General features: G+C 41.5%; 12 protein-coding genes. All 12 read right to left on the reverse strand.

Annotation, left to right across the window (positions count from 1 at the left end):
* Nucleotides 1–71 precede the first annotated feature (71 nt).
* The 12 genes from AACZ88_RS20970 to AACZ88_RS21025 all read right to left on the reverse strand — a co-directional run bounded on the left by AACZ88_RS20970 (nt 72) and on the right by AACZ88_RS21025 (nt 15,349).
* A complete protein-coding gene (locus AACZ88_RS20970; RefSeq protein WP_339714851.1) occupies nt 72–980 on the reverse strand; it encodes a glycosyltransferase family 8 protein in 909 nt (302 codons plus the stop codon).
* A 13-nt stretch (nt 981–993) separates the two neighbouring features.
* Complete coding sequence (locus tag AACZ88_RS20975) at nt 994–2,250, reverse strand: hypothetical protein (protein ID WP_339714854.1); 1,257 nt, start codon at nt 2,248–2,250, stop codon at nt 994–996.
* Complete coding sequence (locus AACZ88_RS20980) at nt 2,250–3,560, reverse strand: flippase (protein ID WP_339714857.1); 1,311 nt, start codon at nt 3,558–3,560, stop codon at nt 2,250–2,252. Before AACZ88_RS20980 ends, AACZ88_RS20975 begins: the two co-directional genes overlap by 1 nt.
* A gap of 11 nt (nt 3,561–3,571) precedes the next feature.
* Nucleotides 3,572–5,809, reverse strand: a complete 2,238-nt coding sequence (locus AACZ88_RS20985) for a GNVR domain-containing protein (RefSeq protein WP_339714859.1) — start codon at nt 5,807–5,809, stop codon at nt 3,572–3,574.
* A 5-nt stretch (nt 5,810–5,814) separates the two neighbouring features.
* Nucleotides 5,815–6,597, reverse strand: a complete 783-nt coding sequence (locus AACZ88_RS20990) for a polysaccharide biosynthesis/export family protein (protein ID WP_339714861.1) — start codon at nt 6,595–6,597, stop codon at nt 5,815–5,817.
* A gap of 267 nt (nt 6,598–6,864) precedes the next feature.
* A complete protein-coding gene (locus AACZ88_RS20995; RefSeq protein WP_339714864.1) occupies nt 6,865–8,220 on the reverse strand; it encodes an exopolysaccharide biosynthesis polyprenyl glycosylphosphotransferase in 1,356 nt (451 codons plus the stop codon).
* Between the two features lie 496 nt (nt 8,221–8,716).
* Nucleotides 8,717–10,327 (reverse strand): altronate dehydratase family protein, encoded by a 1,611-nt coding sequence (locus tag AACZ88_RS21000; RefSeq protein ID WP_339714867.1) that lies wholly within the window; start codon nt 10,325–10,327, stop codon nt 8,717–8,719.
* 6 nt (nt 10,328–10,333) lie between these two features.
* Nucleotides 10,334–11,791, reverse strand: coding sequence for a tagaturonate reductase (locus AACZ88_RS21005; protein WP_339714870.1), 1,458 nt, complete (start codon nt 11,789–11,791; stop codon nt 10,334–10,336).
* A gap of 141 nt (nt 11,792–11,932) precedes the next feature.
* Nucleotides 11,933–13,228, reverse strand: coding sequence for a TRAP transporter large permease (locus tag AACZ88_RS21010; protein WP_339714885.1), 1,296 nt, complete (start codon nt 13,226–13,228; stop codon nt 11,933–11,935).
* Nucleotides 13,229–13,233: 5 nt separating this feature from the next.
* Nucleotides 13,234–13,695, reverse strand: a complete 462-nt coding sequence (locus tag AACZ88_RS21015; protein ID WP_339714873.1) for a TRAP transporter small permease — start codon at nt 13,693–13,695, stop codon at nt 13,234–13,236.
* A gap of 1 nt (nt 13,696) precedes the next feature.
* Entirely contained in the window at nt 13,697–14,674 is a 978-nt protein-coding gene (locus AACZ88_RS21020) for a TRAP transporter substrate-binding protein (protein WP_339714876.1), read from the reverse strand.
* A 3-nt stretch (nt 14,675–14,677) separates the two neighbouring features.
* On the reverse strand, nt 14,678–15,349 hold the full coding sequence (locus AACZ88_RS21025) for a bifunctional 4-hydroxy-2-oxoglutarate aldolase/2-dehydro-3-deoxy-phosphogluconate aldolase (RefSeq protein ID WP_339714879.1): 672 nt from the start codon (nt 15,347–15,349) through the stop codon (nt 14,678–14,680).
* Nucleotides 15,350–15,507: the final 158 nt, after the last annotated feature.

Below are 15,507 nucleotides of genomic sequence, written 5' to 3' on the forward strand. Positions count from 1 at the left end.
CCCTTGAAGTTTTAAAAAGGGATGCTATGATTATAACTTGTAAATTTAAGGAATGGTAAGACCTATCTTTTTTAATTTTTTTCACAGGATTTTTTAGAAAAAACGCTCTTCATATAGAGTGTTCTGGCATAAGAACGCCTAATTTTCCATGTTCGTCGTAAGGTGGGGCGATCCATAGTTTTATACTCCTTGATCCAATTCACGTCAGCATACTTGGCCCAGGTATCGTGCCCAGAATGGATAAATCTACCACAAATATCCCAGGGTTTCGGCGAACCTATAAAATGGTTAATTTGTCTATTGGTCTTGTTTGTAGGAATTGAAAGGTGTGGAGCCCACTCGTAATTGAAGTGTATAGGCAACTCTTTATAGCTGCCGGCAAAAATTATATTGAGCAATACTTGATCTCTAAATTTTGCCGCTGGTTTTAAACGCAGGCCCAATGTCTTGCACTGTTCTTTGATATTGTTCTTACGCCAGTAATCTAAGTTTATCAAAAGCACACCTGAGTTAAAAGAGGCGAGTAATGGGTTTAAAGACATAAGGGTTACATAAATATAGTGCTCCATTACAGTTCCCAAAGGGGTAGTGGGCACCGCGGCAAGCCCATAATCATTGAGCTCGAAAGTATTGAATTTAAGTACATCTTCCTCAATAACTATATCTGAATCTAAATAAAGAACTTTATCGTCTGCAATATGCTCAGGTAATAGAAGTCTTCCATAATTGGTCCAATCCCCATGCAGTGGGTGCAAATCTCCAAACTCTATTTGCGGACTAATATCTATTAAATGAAATTGGCCATTAAAGTGCTCTTTTTCTAATAACGTTTTTATGTTTTTCTTGTCTTGAGGAAGCAAATCTGCGCACAATATCCAAATGACTAGTAAGTCGGGTTGTGAGCAATTGCGTAACATAGATGTAATGGTCGCACCTAAACCTACCATGCCCAGTCTGTTGATGCTGAAGCCTATGTTCATAATATATCTATTTTTATTCAGTATTGGTATCGTAGGATTTACTTTGTAACACCGTATATGCACTTATCAAAATCAACAAGGTGATGCTAAAATCCAAAGTTTTATAATTTGGCTCCAAAAAAATACCAATAAGTAGTGGTGGCATTGAGGAGAATAAGACCGTACCATCGTAACTGAAAGCTTTGACTTTCACCCAGGCCGAAGCAAATAAATAGAATACCAATATGACCAGCAGAAGAGATATAAGGTATCCTGAAAGACCAAACTTTAAAATAGAATAAGCTATAAAAGAGTGCGCATAACTTATTCGTTTCCCAGGATGTAGTTCGGTTTGAACCGCAGGACTGGCCCAACTTGAACCCCAACCTTGACCCAGTAGTTGTACGTATTGCGGTCTTTCAAAAGTAAGTTCGGTAATTTGAACGATTTCTTCAACCTTGCCATTATTACCGTGATTTTTTTGTTTGTTGGTCAGATTTTCTAGATAGGGCGAAATTGTGGCAGGGCCCGACACGATAACGAAAATGAAAATGGCAACACCGCTCATTACAGCTTTGCGAACAAAAGTAATCGGCCATATATAAAAGGCTAATAAAATAAACAAGACATAAAATGCCGTTGGTGCCCGCATTACCGCAAGGTAGGTGCCCATAAAAGGAATTAGGCTGAGGAACAGGAGTCCGAATCCCTTAAAATATTTTCCCAAGTGAATCAGGTTGCACCCTTTGAGCAATAGAAAGCACATGGCAAAGGTTACTGCAGAGGACTGTATAAGGAGATGCATTTCCAACCAGATGATTCCTTTTTTTGCCAAAATTTCCCCGATAAAAGGAAGAACCTCCCTTATGGAGAATAGAATGCCAATAATGGCAAGCAACCAAGGTAGTATTCGGTGTATTGCCCTAAAAAAGTTTCTGCCTTCATTTCTGATTAAAAAAAGGCATGCAAAGCAAAGGTATAGAAATGGAACGATGTCCCTGATTATATTCCCTACGGAAGAACCTCCGACCAAGCCGACTATCAAAGGCCAGAAAAATATAGTGCCTAATGCACCGAGAAGCAACAGCGAATATAAAGACTGTTTTAAATGGAGTGCGGTCATCAAAAAAGTGATACCTAGAAATAGGCCGACACCAAGCTCTAGTACTGAAATTGATTGCGGGTAAGGGTGGCTAAATGCATAAAGCAAACAAACGGAACAAAGGCTCGCAAATGAGATTTGGTCATTTGTGTTATCTAGTCTGAACCTATTGCGCAAGTATGAAATCATTATTGTCTAGGCTTAATCAATGGTTTTATTTTTTTCATTGCTAAGGTATAGGCGACCAAATACCAGCAAATAATACTAAGGGCGCTGGCAATCGCGGCACCTTCTATTCCATAGGTGGGTATAAGCAGGTAATTGAGTAAGATATTGAGAAGAAGGCCCAAAAGAATACATTTCCAAAGAAGATCTTGGTTGTTGCTCATTTGAAGAATATAAGTTGATGGACCAAAATAATTTCTGACCAAAAAGCCCATTGCTAAAATAACCAAGCAATAGTAGCTATCTGTAAATTCAGGGCCGAAAAATGACAGAATAAAATGACCTCCTAAAACTATGGGGATTACAAGTGCCAAGGTTGTAAGGAAACTCATTTTTTTTACTTTTTTCAACGCGGTTACCTGAACGATGCCTTTACTGAAATCTTTGGCAAATTTTGGTGCCGCTACCGAGTTTAACGAGTAAGGTATTAAAATTAAAACGTTTGCAATTCGAGAAGCTACACTATAAAGGCCTACACTTTCATTGTCTTTCATGACACCCAGCATCAGACTATCCGTCCAGTTGACCAAGAAAAGTATAGAAGCAGTAAGCATCATGGGGTAAGACTGTTTCAATATCTTCGGCCAGCTTTCATCAATACTGTCCTGTGTTTTTGAATAATCTAATTCTTTAAGACCGTTTCTTACCCAGATGTGCCCTAACAATAATGTAATAACGACCCCAAATGATAAACTATAAAAAACAATCCAGTCTTGGTCTGTAAAAATACTGGCACTTAGAAGAAAAATACCGGAGAATAAATAAATGCTGGTATTTGTTGAAAATGAGAATTTGCTGAAACTCTCCATCCCATTGAGTACAGCACCATAGACATTGATCAGTGCCAACGGAAGAATACCTATTGCGACGGCCAGTATGGCATAGGTGTAGGATGCATCTAAAAATGTTTTGGCAACCCATTGCGATGTGGTGACAAGTATGGCCGTAAGTAACAAGGATACAATGACAGCTATGCGTGACGATTTTTTAAAATACTGTTTGAGCTTAGAGTCTTTTGCCGGATAAAGATAGGATGCCTTTTGAAGCATATAAACATCTGTGCCACACCTGCCCAAATTGGCCGTTACCTGTAGAATAGTATAGCAAATAGTATATACCCCAACCGTAGCGGCACCATAAACCCGCGACACGTATAGCAGAAATAAATAACCGAAAAGTATGCCCAACAGCCTGTTGATCAGTACTGTGCTGCCACTCTTGATAAAATTAAAATCAAGCTTTAAAAGCTTGAGCTTTTTTAAAAAAAACTCCATTCGAATTGGGATTATGCCTTGTTCATTATTACGATTCCTACGTTGTCTTCGAGGCTCATATTGCCATAGTCCTCAGATAGCATAGCGGTCTCTGTAAAGCGGCTTTGTACGATAAATAGGGTGAAGTCTAAATGTTCCCTAACCTTGTAATAAGCTAATGAATCATTTAGGGAAGGGGCTAGAAGAAGTACAAAGTCGTGGTTCTCCCTTAGTTTGAATAGCAATTCCTGTATGCTGTTACCATGTGCAAAGTCTCCGGCACTCACTTTGTGTACCGATAATTCGGGGGTAAGCTCAGTGTCAAGTAGGTCTTGCATTTGATTATTTACTACCTTTTTGGTTGATATTCTTTTTGGTTGTTCATAAATATCTTCATGATCCGAAGTTAAATGAACAAGGGCCACCCGGTCTCCCATAGTAATCATTTGGCCAACGAGCCCTTTTGTAAGGGAATGGGTATCTTCGTTCTGGTTTGAGGCAACTAGGGAAATCACTTTGGTGCCATTTTTGGCTTTTTCCTTCAAGGAGTTATAAATCTTGAGTGATTTTGAAATGCCTATTTTATCTTTTTCGTATTGAATACTGCTTAAAACTGGCCACTTTATGTGGGCTGGAATATCGCTTTCGGTTATTATTTTTGATAAGGTTATGTATTTCCAGAACAGCACTCCGAATGATATTAATATACCCAATGCAATAAAGACAAGCAATAATAGAGACTTGCTGGGGAACGCCTTGCCCACAATATGGGCCTCGTCGATTACACTTTTATCAGAAACATTGGTAGCAAGCGCAATGTTAGCTTCTGCCTTTTTTTGCAAAAGGTAACTATAGAGGTCGTCGTTAAGCGTGAAGTTTCGCTCGATAGAAGTCAAATTGCGTTCCCCTCGGGGGAGTTGCGAAATTTGAGAGTTTACTTTATCCAATCTTTCCTCAGTGTTCCGCAGACTTATAGTGTAAGAGCTCAAGAGACTATTTACATTATTAAGTACGGCAGATCGGCTTGCTCTAATGCGCTGGTCAATACCTTTGAGAACTGGGCTTTCGCTGCTGGAGGAAAATGCAATTGAACTACGTTCCTGAATCAATGCATTTAATTCAATAACAAGATTGCTGAGAACTTGGTCTTCAATACCTGCTGTCGAGACCGATTCCATTTTATCGATACTTCCATTGGTGGCCAGGGAATTCGTGAGGTATTGGTAATATTCGATTTTTACGTTAAGATCTGACTTCTTTTCGCTAAGTGCCGTAAATTGATTGTTCAGGTTTTCGGCGGTCTTTTCGATGTCAATGATTTCATTTTGTGATCTGAAATTCTCCAATGAACCCTCAATAGTGTTGAGGGTGTCAACCGCTATATCAAGCTGCTTGTCTATTGAGGCAATGGTACTTTGGGCAAGATAGTTCTTTTTTGATAGGCTCTTGGCTATATAAGTGGTCATTAAACCGTTGATAAAATCAATTTCCTTTTGGGGAAGGTCTGATGAACTACCTATGTTCAAGATGCTCGCACCATCAAAAATGGGGGCTATTGATAGCTTATTTCTGTATGTTTCGGCAAGACTGCGCATCTCATTAATAACAAATGAGTACTCGGTTTCAGCATCAGGAGGCGTATTTCCCTGAAGGTCTATGCTAAAACTTAAATAATTGTCTTTATAAGGTTCTGTAAGCTGTAATGTTTGGTCTATTGTGATTTTTTCCGCTAAGGTTTCGTAACTGGCATCAATGGCCGTTGATCGAAATAAGTGGGTTCCCTTGTCGATAGTAGCTTGAACTCGATAGGTGTTACTTTCGGGGAATGTGATTTTCACGGGAACATCAGTGGCTTGCGGAAGCCCTTCTGTTAATCGTATTTGAAAAACAGGGTTGTGAAGTTCTTTATTTTCACCTCCAATGCCAAAAATACTTGGGGTCGAGCCATATATGGTAACATGGTAATTCATATCCCGTAGCGTTTCGGCAATGGTAGAAAGCGAAGTAATAGCGCCAATCTCGTCTGAAACATTGGTCTCTGAAGCAAAAAGCTCAGCGCCTTTAAGAAAAAGTTCTTGTTGGCTTCCAGATGAGCTTAAGCTAGGATTCTGAATTTGTAGCGAAGCTTCTACTTTGAATTTTTCGCCGACTTTCTGAATGGTTATCACCGCAAGAATTAAAGTGATGACAAGAATCAGCGGTATATAAAACCAGTTGTGGCGAAGTGTATATAAAATTTTATCAATATTCATAGCGTTTCTATTCACCATCTTTATTAGTTTGTAAAGTTTAAAAGAAGTACTACTGAGGATATGGCACCAAAAACAATGCTTAGAAGGTTAAACGTGTTAAGGTTGTCTCGTTGATTTCGTTCTTTTCTAGGTTGTACGTAAACTACATCGTTGGGAAGCAATTGAAAATACTCGGAGCTAAAAATATTGGGATTTCGTAGGTCGAGAAGCATACCTTTCATTCCACTTTCAGTTTGTCTGAGTACGGTAATGTTTTCCCGGTTGCCAAAAAGCGTCATGTCACCTGCCAAGGCCAATGCCTCTAATAAATTGGCTTGCTCATTGTAGACGTAATAGTATCCAGGTGCATTGACTTCTCCAAGAACCGATATTTTGAAACTTACCATCTTAACAATCACGTTTGCATTGGGAAGGTAGCGCCGTACCGCTTTTTGAATTGCCGCCTCGGCTTTTGGTAGGGTTAGTCCGGCAACGGTAACCTGACCGATTTCAGGTAGGTTGATTCTTCCTTCTTTAGTTATTGAATATCCGCCGAGGTATAAGGCTGCGGGACTAAATTGTTGAAAAGTGTTGCCAGATTGTAAGTTGAAATAGGCCGAACTAGCAGCGTCAAGGGTCTTAATTTGAACATTTAAAACATCTCTGGGCTGAAGTTTATACTCCACTATAGTATCCATAATTGATATGGGAACCTCATGGTTAAGGTTAGGGTTGTTAATGTAAACCGTACTCTTATTCGTCATGCAGGAAAAAAGCATGGAACTAAGTAATACTACTACTAATGTCTTCTTCGGGGTCGTGTACATCTTAACTATTTATTAAGGCTTATAAAATAACTTGTAGAACTTGATATTTATAAATGTTCGTTAGTATCGTGGTCTACCAAAATTATTAGGGATATCTATTTTTTCTTTTCTTATTTGTCTTGCTAGGCTCTTGGTTTTCGCTTAAATCTAGGGCATGTGTCCAACAGATTACCGGAAACCATATTTGGGAATACTTTGAAAAAGGATAACTGCAATGCCATTTGATGAAAATTTAAAGTTCGTGTCGATAGGATGAAAAAATGCACGTCAATACGCTTTTTCCTCTCCCCGTACCGCATTGGTAACGGTTTGTCCGATAATACGGATGTCTAGTCCTAAAGTCCATTTTTCGACATAGAAGATATCCAACCGTACCCGGTTAAGTATATCGGCTTTTTTCAATATTTCTCCTCGATAACCGCTTACCTGTGCCAAACCGGTAATTCCCGGTTTTACGAAATGGCGTACCAAATATTTGTCCACGGAGGTTTCATAATCCGCCGTATGTAGCTCCATATGCGGGCGCGGTCCTACCACACTCATATCTCCCAAAAACACGTTAAAGAATTGGGGCAATTCATCGATACTGGTCTTTCGCAATATTTTACCGATTTTGGTGATGCGCATATCGTTTTTACTGGCCATTTTTGAATCGGCATCGGTGCTCGCCGTCATCGATCGAAATTTATAACACCAAAAAGCCTTACGTTTAAAACCATGACGCTTTTGTTTGAAAAATAAGTTGCCCGGTGATTCCAGTTTGATCAATACGTATAACAAGGGTGTCAACCAAGAGAGCACGGTAAGAATCACCAAGGAAGAAAATAGAATGTCAAAGGTGCGTTTGGCAATACGGGCAAATTCGGTATCTAAAGGAACCTTCCTCAGGTTAAGTACGGGTATATTGCCATAGGTTTCTATCGACATGGCCCGGGAATAGATTTCCTTGTTGTCAAGAATAATCTTAAACTTGATCAAGTTGTTATCGGCAAAATGGATCAAATTTTCCAATTGTTTCCGACTAAACTTTGAAGCAACACAATAGACTTGGTCGATATCATGCTGCAGCATATAACCGAAGCAATCTGAAATCTTACCCAGATAAGTAGGACTTTTGGAGGTCTTATCATCGAAAAAGCCCTGGTAGCGGTACCCGAAATAGGGGTCGTCAAACTCTTTTCGAATTTTTTTGAGATTGGCATCCCTGCCCAATACGACCACATTGACGTAATTACCACCGATCATTCTATATTTTCGGGTCAACCAAAAGAATAGAACACGATACGCGATAAAAAGGCAGCAGAGGACGGCGAAAACGAACAATTGGTAGTCGAGGGAATCGTAAGTACGCCCCTTTAGTCCGAAGAGGGCAAAATAGGCAAGGCCGTAAATAGCATATAAATGAAGTGTCTTGAGGAACTTGTCGGTAAAACGTTCCTTACGTTCGGTAGGATAATAATCCAAAAAATAAGTGATGACCAACCACGAAATGTTATAATACATGATATTAAAAGGGTCGAGATAGGTCTGTGGTGTCAAGAAATATAACACCCCGTTGATAATCCCCAAGTGAACGAATATGGAAAGGGGGATTATAAAATCGGAATTCTTTAATTTTCTCATAGAACAATTGTTTTAATTCCGTTTACTCATCAAAAAAATATTACATCATCCTTCTCCGAAACGGTATTCGTAATATATACCTGGCCAGACAATATTTATGATGGATGTTACGGTACATATTAATATAAAAAACTGAAAATCAATTAATTAAGTTGTTGAATTGAGAAATGATATTCTATTTTTGATACTTGGGCAAATATATACATAAGGTCGAAAGTGACAAAAGTAAAGGGAGTGTTCTGCCTAATAATTGAATAGTTTGCAATTAATGGAATGGTAACTTATAATTTGGGAAATTCATGACCCTATTTTAGAGAATATGGAGATTGGGGTTGCCCAGATTGGCGGGAATTGACTTGAGTGTGATTTTTCAATTTATGCATAGCGGTATGCCGGTATGGAGTAAAAAAACCGAATCAAATTGGATACCCGCCCAATCTGATTCGGTTTTTAAAATGAGTTTGCTGCTCTTTCTAAAAAGGAATGAATGATAAGTTCACAATGAAACCCCCCGTTTCCAATGAATAAAATCGTTCTGGTTCATTTGGTCGGCCTTGGCAATCACTTCCCCACTGGCCACTTTGACCACGTATTCCAAAATTTCGTTGCCCATTTCTGCTATCGTTTTTTCGCCGCGAACTACAGCGCCAGTTTCGATATCGATAATGTCAGGCATTTTTTCGGCTACCAAGGTGTTGGAAGATACTTTAATGATCGGGGCAATCGGGTTACCCGTAGGTGTGCCCAGTCCCGTAGAAAACAATACTACCGAAGCTCCCGAACCGACCATGCCGGTGGTGCTCTCCACATCGTTGCCCGGGGTGCAGAGTAAATTCAATCCAGGTTTGGTGACATATTCACCATAGTCCAATACGGCTTGAATAGGGGAGGTACCTCCTTTTTTCGCTGCCCCTGCCGATTTCATGGCATCGGTAATCAATCCGTCCTTGATATTTCCAGGTGACGGATTCATATCAAAACCAGATCCTGCCGCTTCCGCAGCATTTTCATAAGCTTTCATGAGTTTCATAAAAAGCTGGGCATCATCCTCGTTGACACATCGGTTGACGAGTTCTTGTTCTACGCCGCAGAGTTCTGGAAATTCAGAAAGTATTGGCGAACCGCCCAAAGCGGCTAAAAGGTCTGAAGCGTACCCTAATGCCGGATTAGCGGAAATACCCGAAAAGCCGTCTGACCCTCCGCATTCCAAGCCCATTTTTAATTTTGAAAGTGGTGCCGGTTGTCTTGGAATCTTATTGGCTTCTTTGATCGCTTCAAAAGATTCCTTTATTATCGTGTTGAGCATTTCATCAACCGTACCCATGGCTTGTTGCTCGTAAATCAAAATAGGTTTTTTGATATCTGGGTTGATGGAACGTAAGGCGGTATTGAAAGTTTCAACCTGCAGGTTTTGACAACCCAAACTTAAAATAGTGGCCCCGGCCACATTGGGATTGTTTACATAACCGGCCAATAAGGTTGCCAGAGAGTCTGAGTCTTGGCGCATACCGCCGCAACCACCTTGATGGGTAATAAAGCGGACATCGATATTGTCGAAAACTTCCTTGCTCGGAGCTTCCTGAGAATCGCTCTGTGCCGTACCGTGAACCAAACTGCGTAACAGTTGACGTTGACTATTGGTTTTGTTGAACGAAAGTTCTTTTTCGAAAACATCTTTTAATAATTCGACATTCCGGTTTTCACAAAAGACCAACGGAAAGAACAACCACACATTGGCCGTACCTACTTGTCCGTCACCTCGGTGGTAACCCATAAATGTACGGTCTTTCCAAGCGGAAATATCGGGTGGGGTCCAGCCTGTAGTTTCCGTTTTTTCTTTTACAGGAGTACTCTGATGCTTCACGTTGTCAACGGTCAGCACATCGCCCCTTTTGATTTCGGTAACGGCCTTTCCGACCAATACCCCGTACATATAAATCTTGTCTTCGGGTGCCAAATCGACCATGGTGATCTTATGTTTGGCCTTGGTATCGGACAAGATGATGATATCTTCCCCTTCGAAGGCAATTTTGTCACCCTGTACCAAGTCAATCAACGCAATGGCTACGTTATCTTCGGGTTGTACCTTTATTAATTTATGTTCCATCGGTTGTTATGTTGTAGGGTTAGCTGCTGTTGTAAAGGTTTGAAATCCTTGTTCTATTCCTTGTGTGTCAATAAGTCTTAGGGCGTTGGCCAGCGCTGCGGCCAAGCCTTTGATCACGGTCAGGTTTTGGTCCCAATACGTTTCTTTACTTAAAACTTCTTTGGCTATGTGGGCATAGTCGTTCGAGTTCCAAATGGCTGAAAATTCCGCCACTACTGCCGGATTATCGTTGACCGGTAGTTGCTTACCGTTCCAATCACCTTTATAAAATCGAATCAAACAGGCAAAGGCAAAAACCAAATGTTGGGGCAAAATGTTATTTTGTTCGGTATATTCCAATAGGCTGGGCAAAACCCGAACCTTGAATTTTGAAATCGAGTTTAGGGCAATACTCGATAACTGATGTTTTATAAATGGGTTTCTAAAACGATCAAAAACATCTTCGGCAAATTGTTCCAATTCCTGTTTATCCATATCAAGGGTCGGAATAATTTCGTCAAAAACGGCCGATCGGATAAAAGTACCTGTAAAATTAGTATCGACACTCTCTTTGACCGTTTCATTACCGTATAATAAAGAGAAGGGTACCATGGCGGTATGGGCACCATTTAAAATACGCACCTTACGGGTACGGTAGGGTTGCATATTATCGACAATCTTTACATCAAGGTCGGTTTTATCAAAGGGTAATTTACGCTTTAGATCAGCACCACCTTCGATGACCCATAGAAAGAAGGTTTCCGCACTGACGATAAGATTATCTTCATAATCCAATTGCTTGTTGTATTCCTCGATTTGATCTCTTGGATATCCGGGAACGATACGGTCGACCAATGTATTGTGAAAACTGCAGGCGTTTAAGACCCAGTTTTTAAAAGCATCTTCCAACTTCCATTCATCGATATAGGTCAATATGATCTGCTTTAAGGTATCGGAATTGTGGTTGATCAGTTCGCAGGGGATGATGGTCAAACCTTTTTCGCTAGCCCCGTCAAAATGTTTCCATCGTTCATAGAGCAGTACCGCAAGTTTGGCAGGAAACGATGTCGGTGGCCTCATGGTCACGGTATCACTGGCCACATGTGCAATACCTGCCTCGGTAGTGTTCGATATGATAAACTCCAAAGCCTCTTCCTTGGCCAAGGCCAAATAGTCGTCAAAATTGGCGTAGGGATCTACCCCTTTCACAATATTGGTAATCAATTCTTTTTCTTGGGTTTCCTCCCCTTTTTTTATCCCCTTCATAAATAGCGTATACAGGCCATCTTGAGCGTTTAAAAGGTCGACCATACCTCGGTCGATGGGTTGTACCACGGCGATTCCGGAATTAGAATCCGTCTCTTGATTCAACTTTTGAAACGCATATTCCACAAAGGCCCTTAAAAAATTGCCCTCTCCGAATTGGATGACCTTGATGGGTAGTGTTGCTTCTAGAGCGGTATTCTTTCTATTTAACTTTTTCACATTTTTAATTTTGAGTAATTAATAAAATCAAGGACTCCCAATAGCCTTAAACGGCTACTGGTTTTTTGCGTTGGCGGAGAAACATCGAATCGCCATGAATTACTTAAAAGATTTGGTTATTTACTGCCCATGCATAAACTATTACAAGTCAAAAAGACTGGGCAACCACAAACTTAATTGTGGAATATAAGTAACCAAAAACAACGCAATGATCATGGCTATGAACAAGGGCAACAAAGGTTTGAAGACCTTTTCAATTGTTGTCTTTGCGATACCGACACCGACAAAGAGCACTGATCCCACCGGCGGTGTACAGAGTCCGATGCAAAGGTTGAGTACCATAATGATTCCAAAATGTACGGGGTCTAAGCCTAGTTTGGTCACTACCGGTAAAAATATCGGAGTAAAGATCAAAACGGCAGGAGTCATATCCATAAAAACCCCCACAAATAAAAGCAAGAGATTGATGATTAAAAGGATTACAATTTTATTGTCGCTCAAGCCCAAAAGTCCTGTACTGATATCCTGAGGGATGTTTTCGTAAGACAGCGACCAAGACATACACATTGACGCACCGATTAGCAGCATAACTATGGCCGTAGTTGCCGATGAGTCCAATAGGATTTGTGGAAGTTTTGGAAGGGATATTTCTTTATAAATAAAACCGAGAATCAGGCTGTAAAGTACGGCGATGGCGGAAGCCTCAGTAGCGGTAAAGACTCCTGATACAATTCCCCCGATAACTACTACAAGCATGAAAAGACTTGGAAGAGCGTCGATAAATGTTCGGAATACCTCTTTGAACGTACTGCGTTTTCCGATTTTATATTTTTTCTTTTTGGCCCAAAAGGAAGCCACGATCATTAGAAAGAGTCCTGTTAGAATGCCCGGAATATAGCCGGCCAAAAACAAGGCGGCAATAGAAGCCCCTCCACTGGCGAGGGAATAAACTATTAGTACATTGCTAGGCGGAATGACCAAGCCTGTAGTAGCTGAGGTGATATTGACGGCAGCTCCAAATTCACGGGAATAGCCTTCTTTCTCCATTTCAGGCCCCAAAATACTTCCCATCGCTGATGCAGAAGCCATGGCAGACCCGGCAATGGCGCCCATAAGCATGGCAGCAATAACATTGATAAGGGCGAGACCGCCCGGAAGCGAACCCACCAAGGTTTTGGCAAATGCAATGAGCCTATGGGCAATACCGCCTTTGTTCATCAGTTCTCCCGAGAGTACAAAGAAAGGTATGGCAAGGAGGGCAAAACTGTCGAGCCCTGTGGCCATACGTTGGGAAACCGTGGTAAAAGCCGGTATGGCGGGAATGCTGACCAACATGGTTAACATTGATGATATGGCAATACTCCAAGCGACCGGTGTGCCGATGGCCAAAAGACATAAAAAACTGATTACCAATACAAAAATAGGTAGACTTTCCAACATGGTTATTTTTTTAAGAGATCGGATACTTTATAGAAAATGATTAGCAAGCCACTGATCGGAAGAATCATATAGACAACTGCCAAGGGTATTTGAAGCGCGGGTGATTGTTGCCCCAAGAGGTATGAAATATAGACCAGGCGTGATCCACCAATGACAAAAGCGACCAATACGAAAAGTATAACCAAAACGGTAACCACGGTCTTTAGCTTTTTCTGGGTCTTGGCACTGGCCCTAGAGGGCAAGATGTCAATAGCCACATGAAGGTTTTTGCCTGCTACGTAAGCGGCACCCAAAATGCCGATCCATATCATTAGGTAGCGGGCCAACTCATCGGTAAACGAACTGGGGTCCCCCGTAACATAGCGGGTAAATACTTGCCAGAGGACGTTTACCACCATTACTGACATGATGACGACAAGTGCCCTGCCTAAAATTTTGTCGATTAGTTTTCGTAGTTCGGCCATATTACTTGGTTTCTTGTATTTGTTTGATCAACGGGTAGATTTCATTATCACCTTTATAACTTTCTAAAATATCCGCGACTTTATCGGCGAAAAGCGTTTTGTCGGGTCTGATAATTTCGACCCCTGCCTTTTCAACCTCCCGTAAAGCTTCCGCCTCGGCCTCTGCCCAAAGTACACGTTGATATTTAACCGATTCGGTAACCGATTCGGTCAACCATTTTTGTTCCTGTTCCGATAGCTTGTCCCAAACATACGTGCCCATAAGCAATACATCGGGCAAAACGGTATGCTCGTCTAAAGAATAGTATTTGCAAACTTCGTAATGTCTGGAAAGATAGAAACTTGGTGGATTGTTCTCGGCACCATCTACAACACCTTGCTGTAATGAGGTGTAGAGTTCGCCCCAGGAAATCGGTGTGGGAGAACCTCCTAGTTCCTGTACCATGCGTACGGCAGTAGCACTCTCCATTACCCTTATCTTCTGCCCTTTTAAATCATCAGGCGTATGAATGGGTTTGTTCATGGTATAAAAACTACGGCTACCTGCGTCGTAGTATCCCAACCCTTTGAGCCAATATTTATTGCCATCGTTTAAAAGCTCCTCGCCAATGGGGCCGTCTAATACATCAAAAGAATGTTGGCGATCCCGAAAAAGAAAGGGCAGTCCTAAAACGGTCATTTTAGGGGCGAAATTTTCCAGCACCCCAACGGATACCTTGGTCATATCGAGGCTACCGATCTGTAAAAGCTCCAAACATTCGCGTTCGGTGCCCAATTGTTGGCTGGGATAAATCTCCAATTTAAGCTTGCCGCCCGATCTTTGCAGCAGATCTTCCCCCATTTTTACCATGGCCTTATGAACGGAATGGCTGACATCAAGGCCATGGCCCAGTCGTAGTGTTTTGGTGCTATTTTCCATGGTGCAACCCAGGAGCAGCATAAGAACAAGTGCTGTGGAGAAATTTCTGATCAATCGCATGTGCTAGTTGTTTCGTACTTCTTTGATAGTATCCAATGTGTTTTTTACCGTTTGCGTAAGACCGTCGAAATCTTGGTCGGCCAATACCTGTTTCGAGATTAACTTAGATCCCATGCCTACGCAGGTCACTCCGGCATCGAACCATCCTTTTAGGTTGTCTTTCTCAGGCGATACGCCACCCGTGGGCATAATGCTCGTCCAAGGGCAGGGTCCTTTGATTCCTTTTACGAATCCTGGGCCATATAGGTCACCAGGGAATAATTTGACGATTTCGCAACCCAGCTCTTCGGCTCGGGAAATTTCAGTGAGCGAACCACAACCGGGTGACCATAAGACTTTACGTCGGTTGCAGACCACGGCAATATCTTCCCTTAAAACTGGGGTTACTATAAAGTTCGCGCCCAATTGCATGTAGAGCGATGCTGCGGCGGCATCGGTAATCGAACCAACACCCAAAATCATACCTGGCAGTTCGGCCAAGGCATATTTATTAAGTTCTGCAAATATTTCAAAGGCGAAATCGCCTCGGGCGGTAAACTCCATAAGACGGGCGCCACCATCGTAACAGGCTTTGAGAACTTGTTTTCCTAAAACGGTATCGGGATGGTAAAATAAGGGCACCATGCCAGTTTCCTTCATTACTTCAGCTACTTCTATTCTTGTATATCGGGCCATTTTTATGGGTACTTGTTTATGTTATATTTTTCGATTTGAATTGGGCTTTAAAAAATTCCAAAATGAATTGGTACTTCCTGCCCTATAATTTTGGACCAGTCGGTTATCTGGCCACCCTACCGGAGGCATCGCCCCCCATGAGTTTCTCGACTTCGCCG

It is taken from the genome of uncultured Kriegella sp. (assembly GCF_963975415.1).
Lineage (GTDB): Bacteria > Bacteroidota > Bacteroidia > Flavobacteriales > Flavobacteriaceae > Kriegella.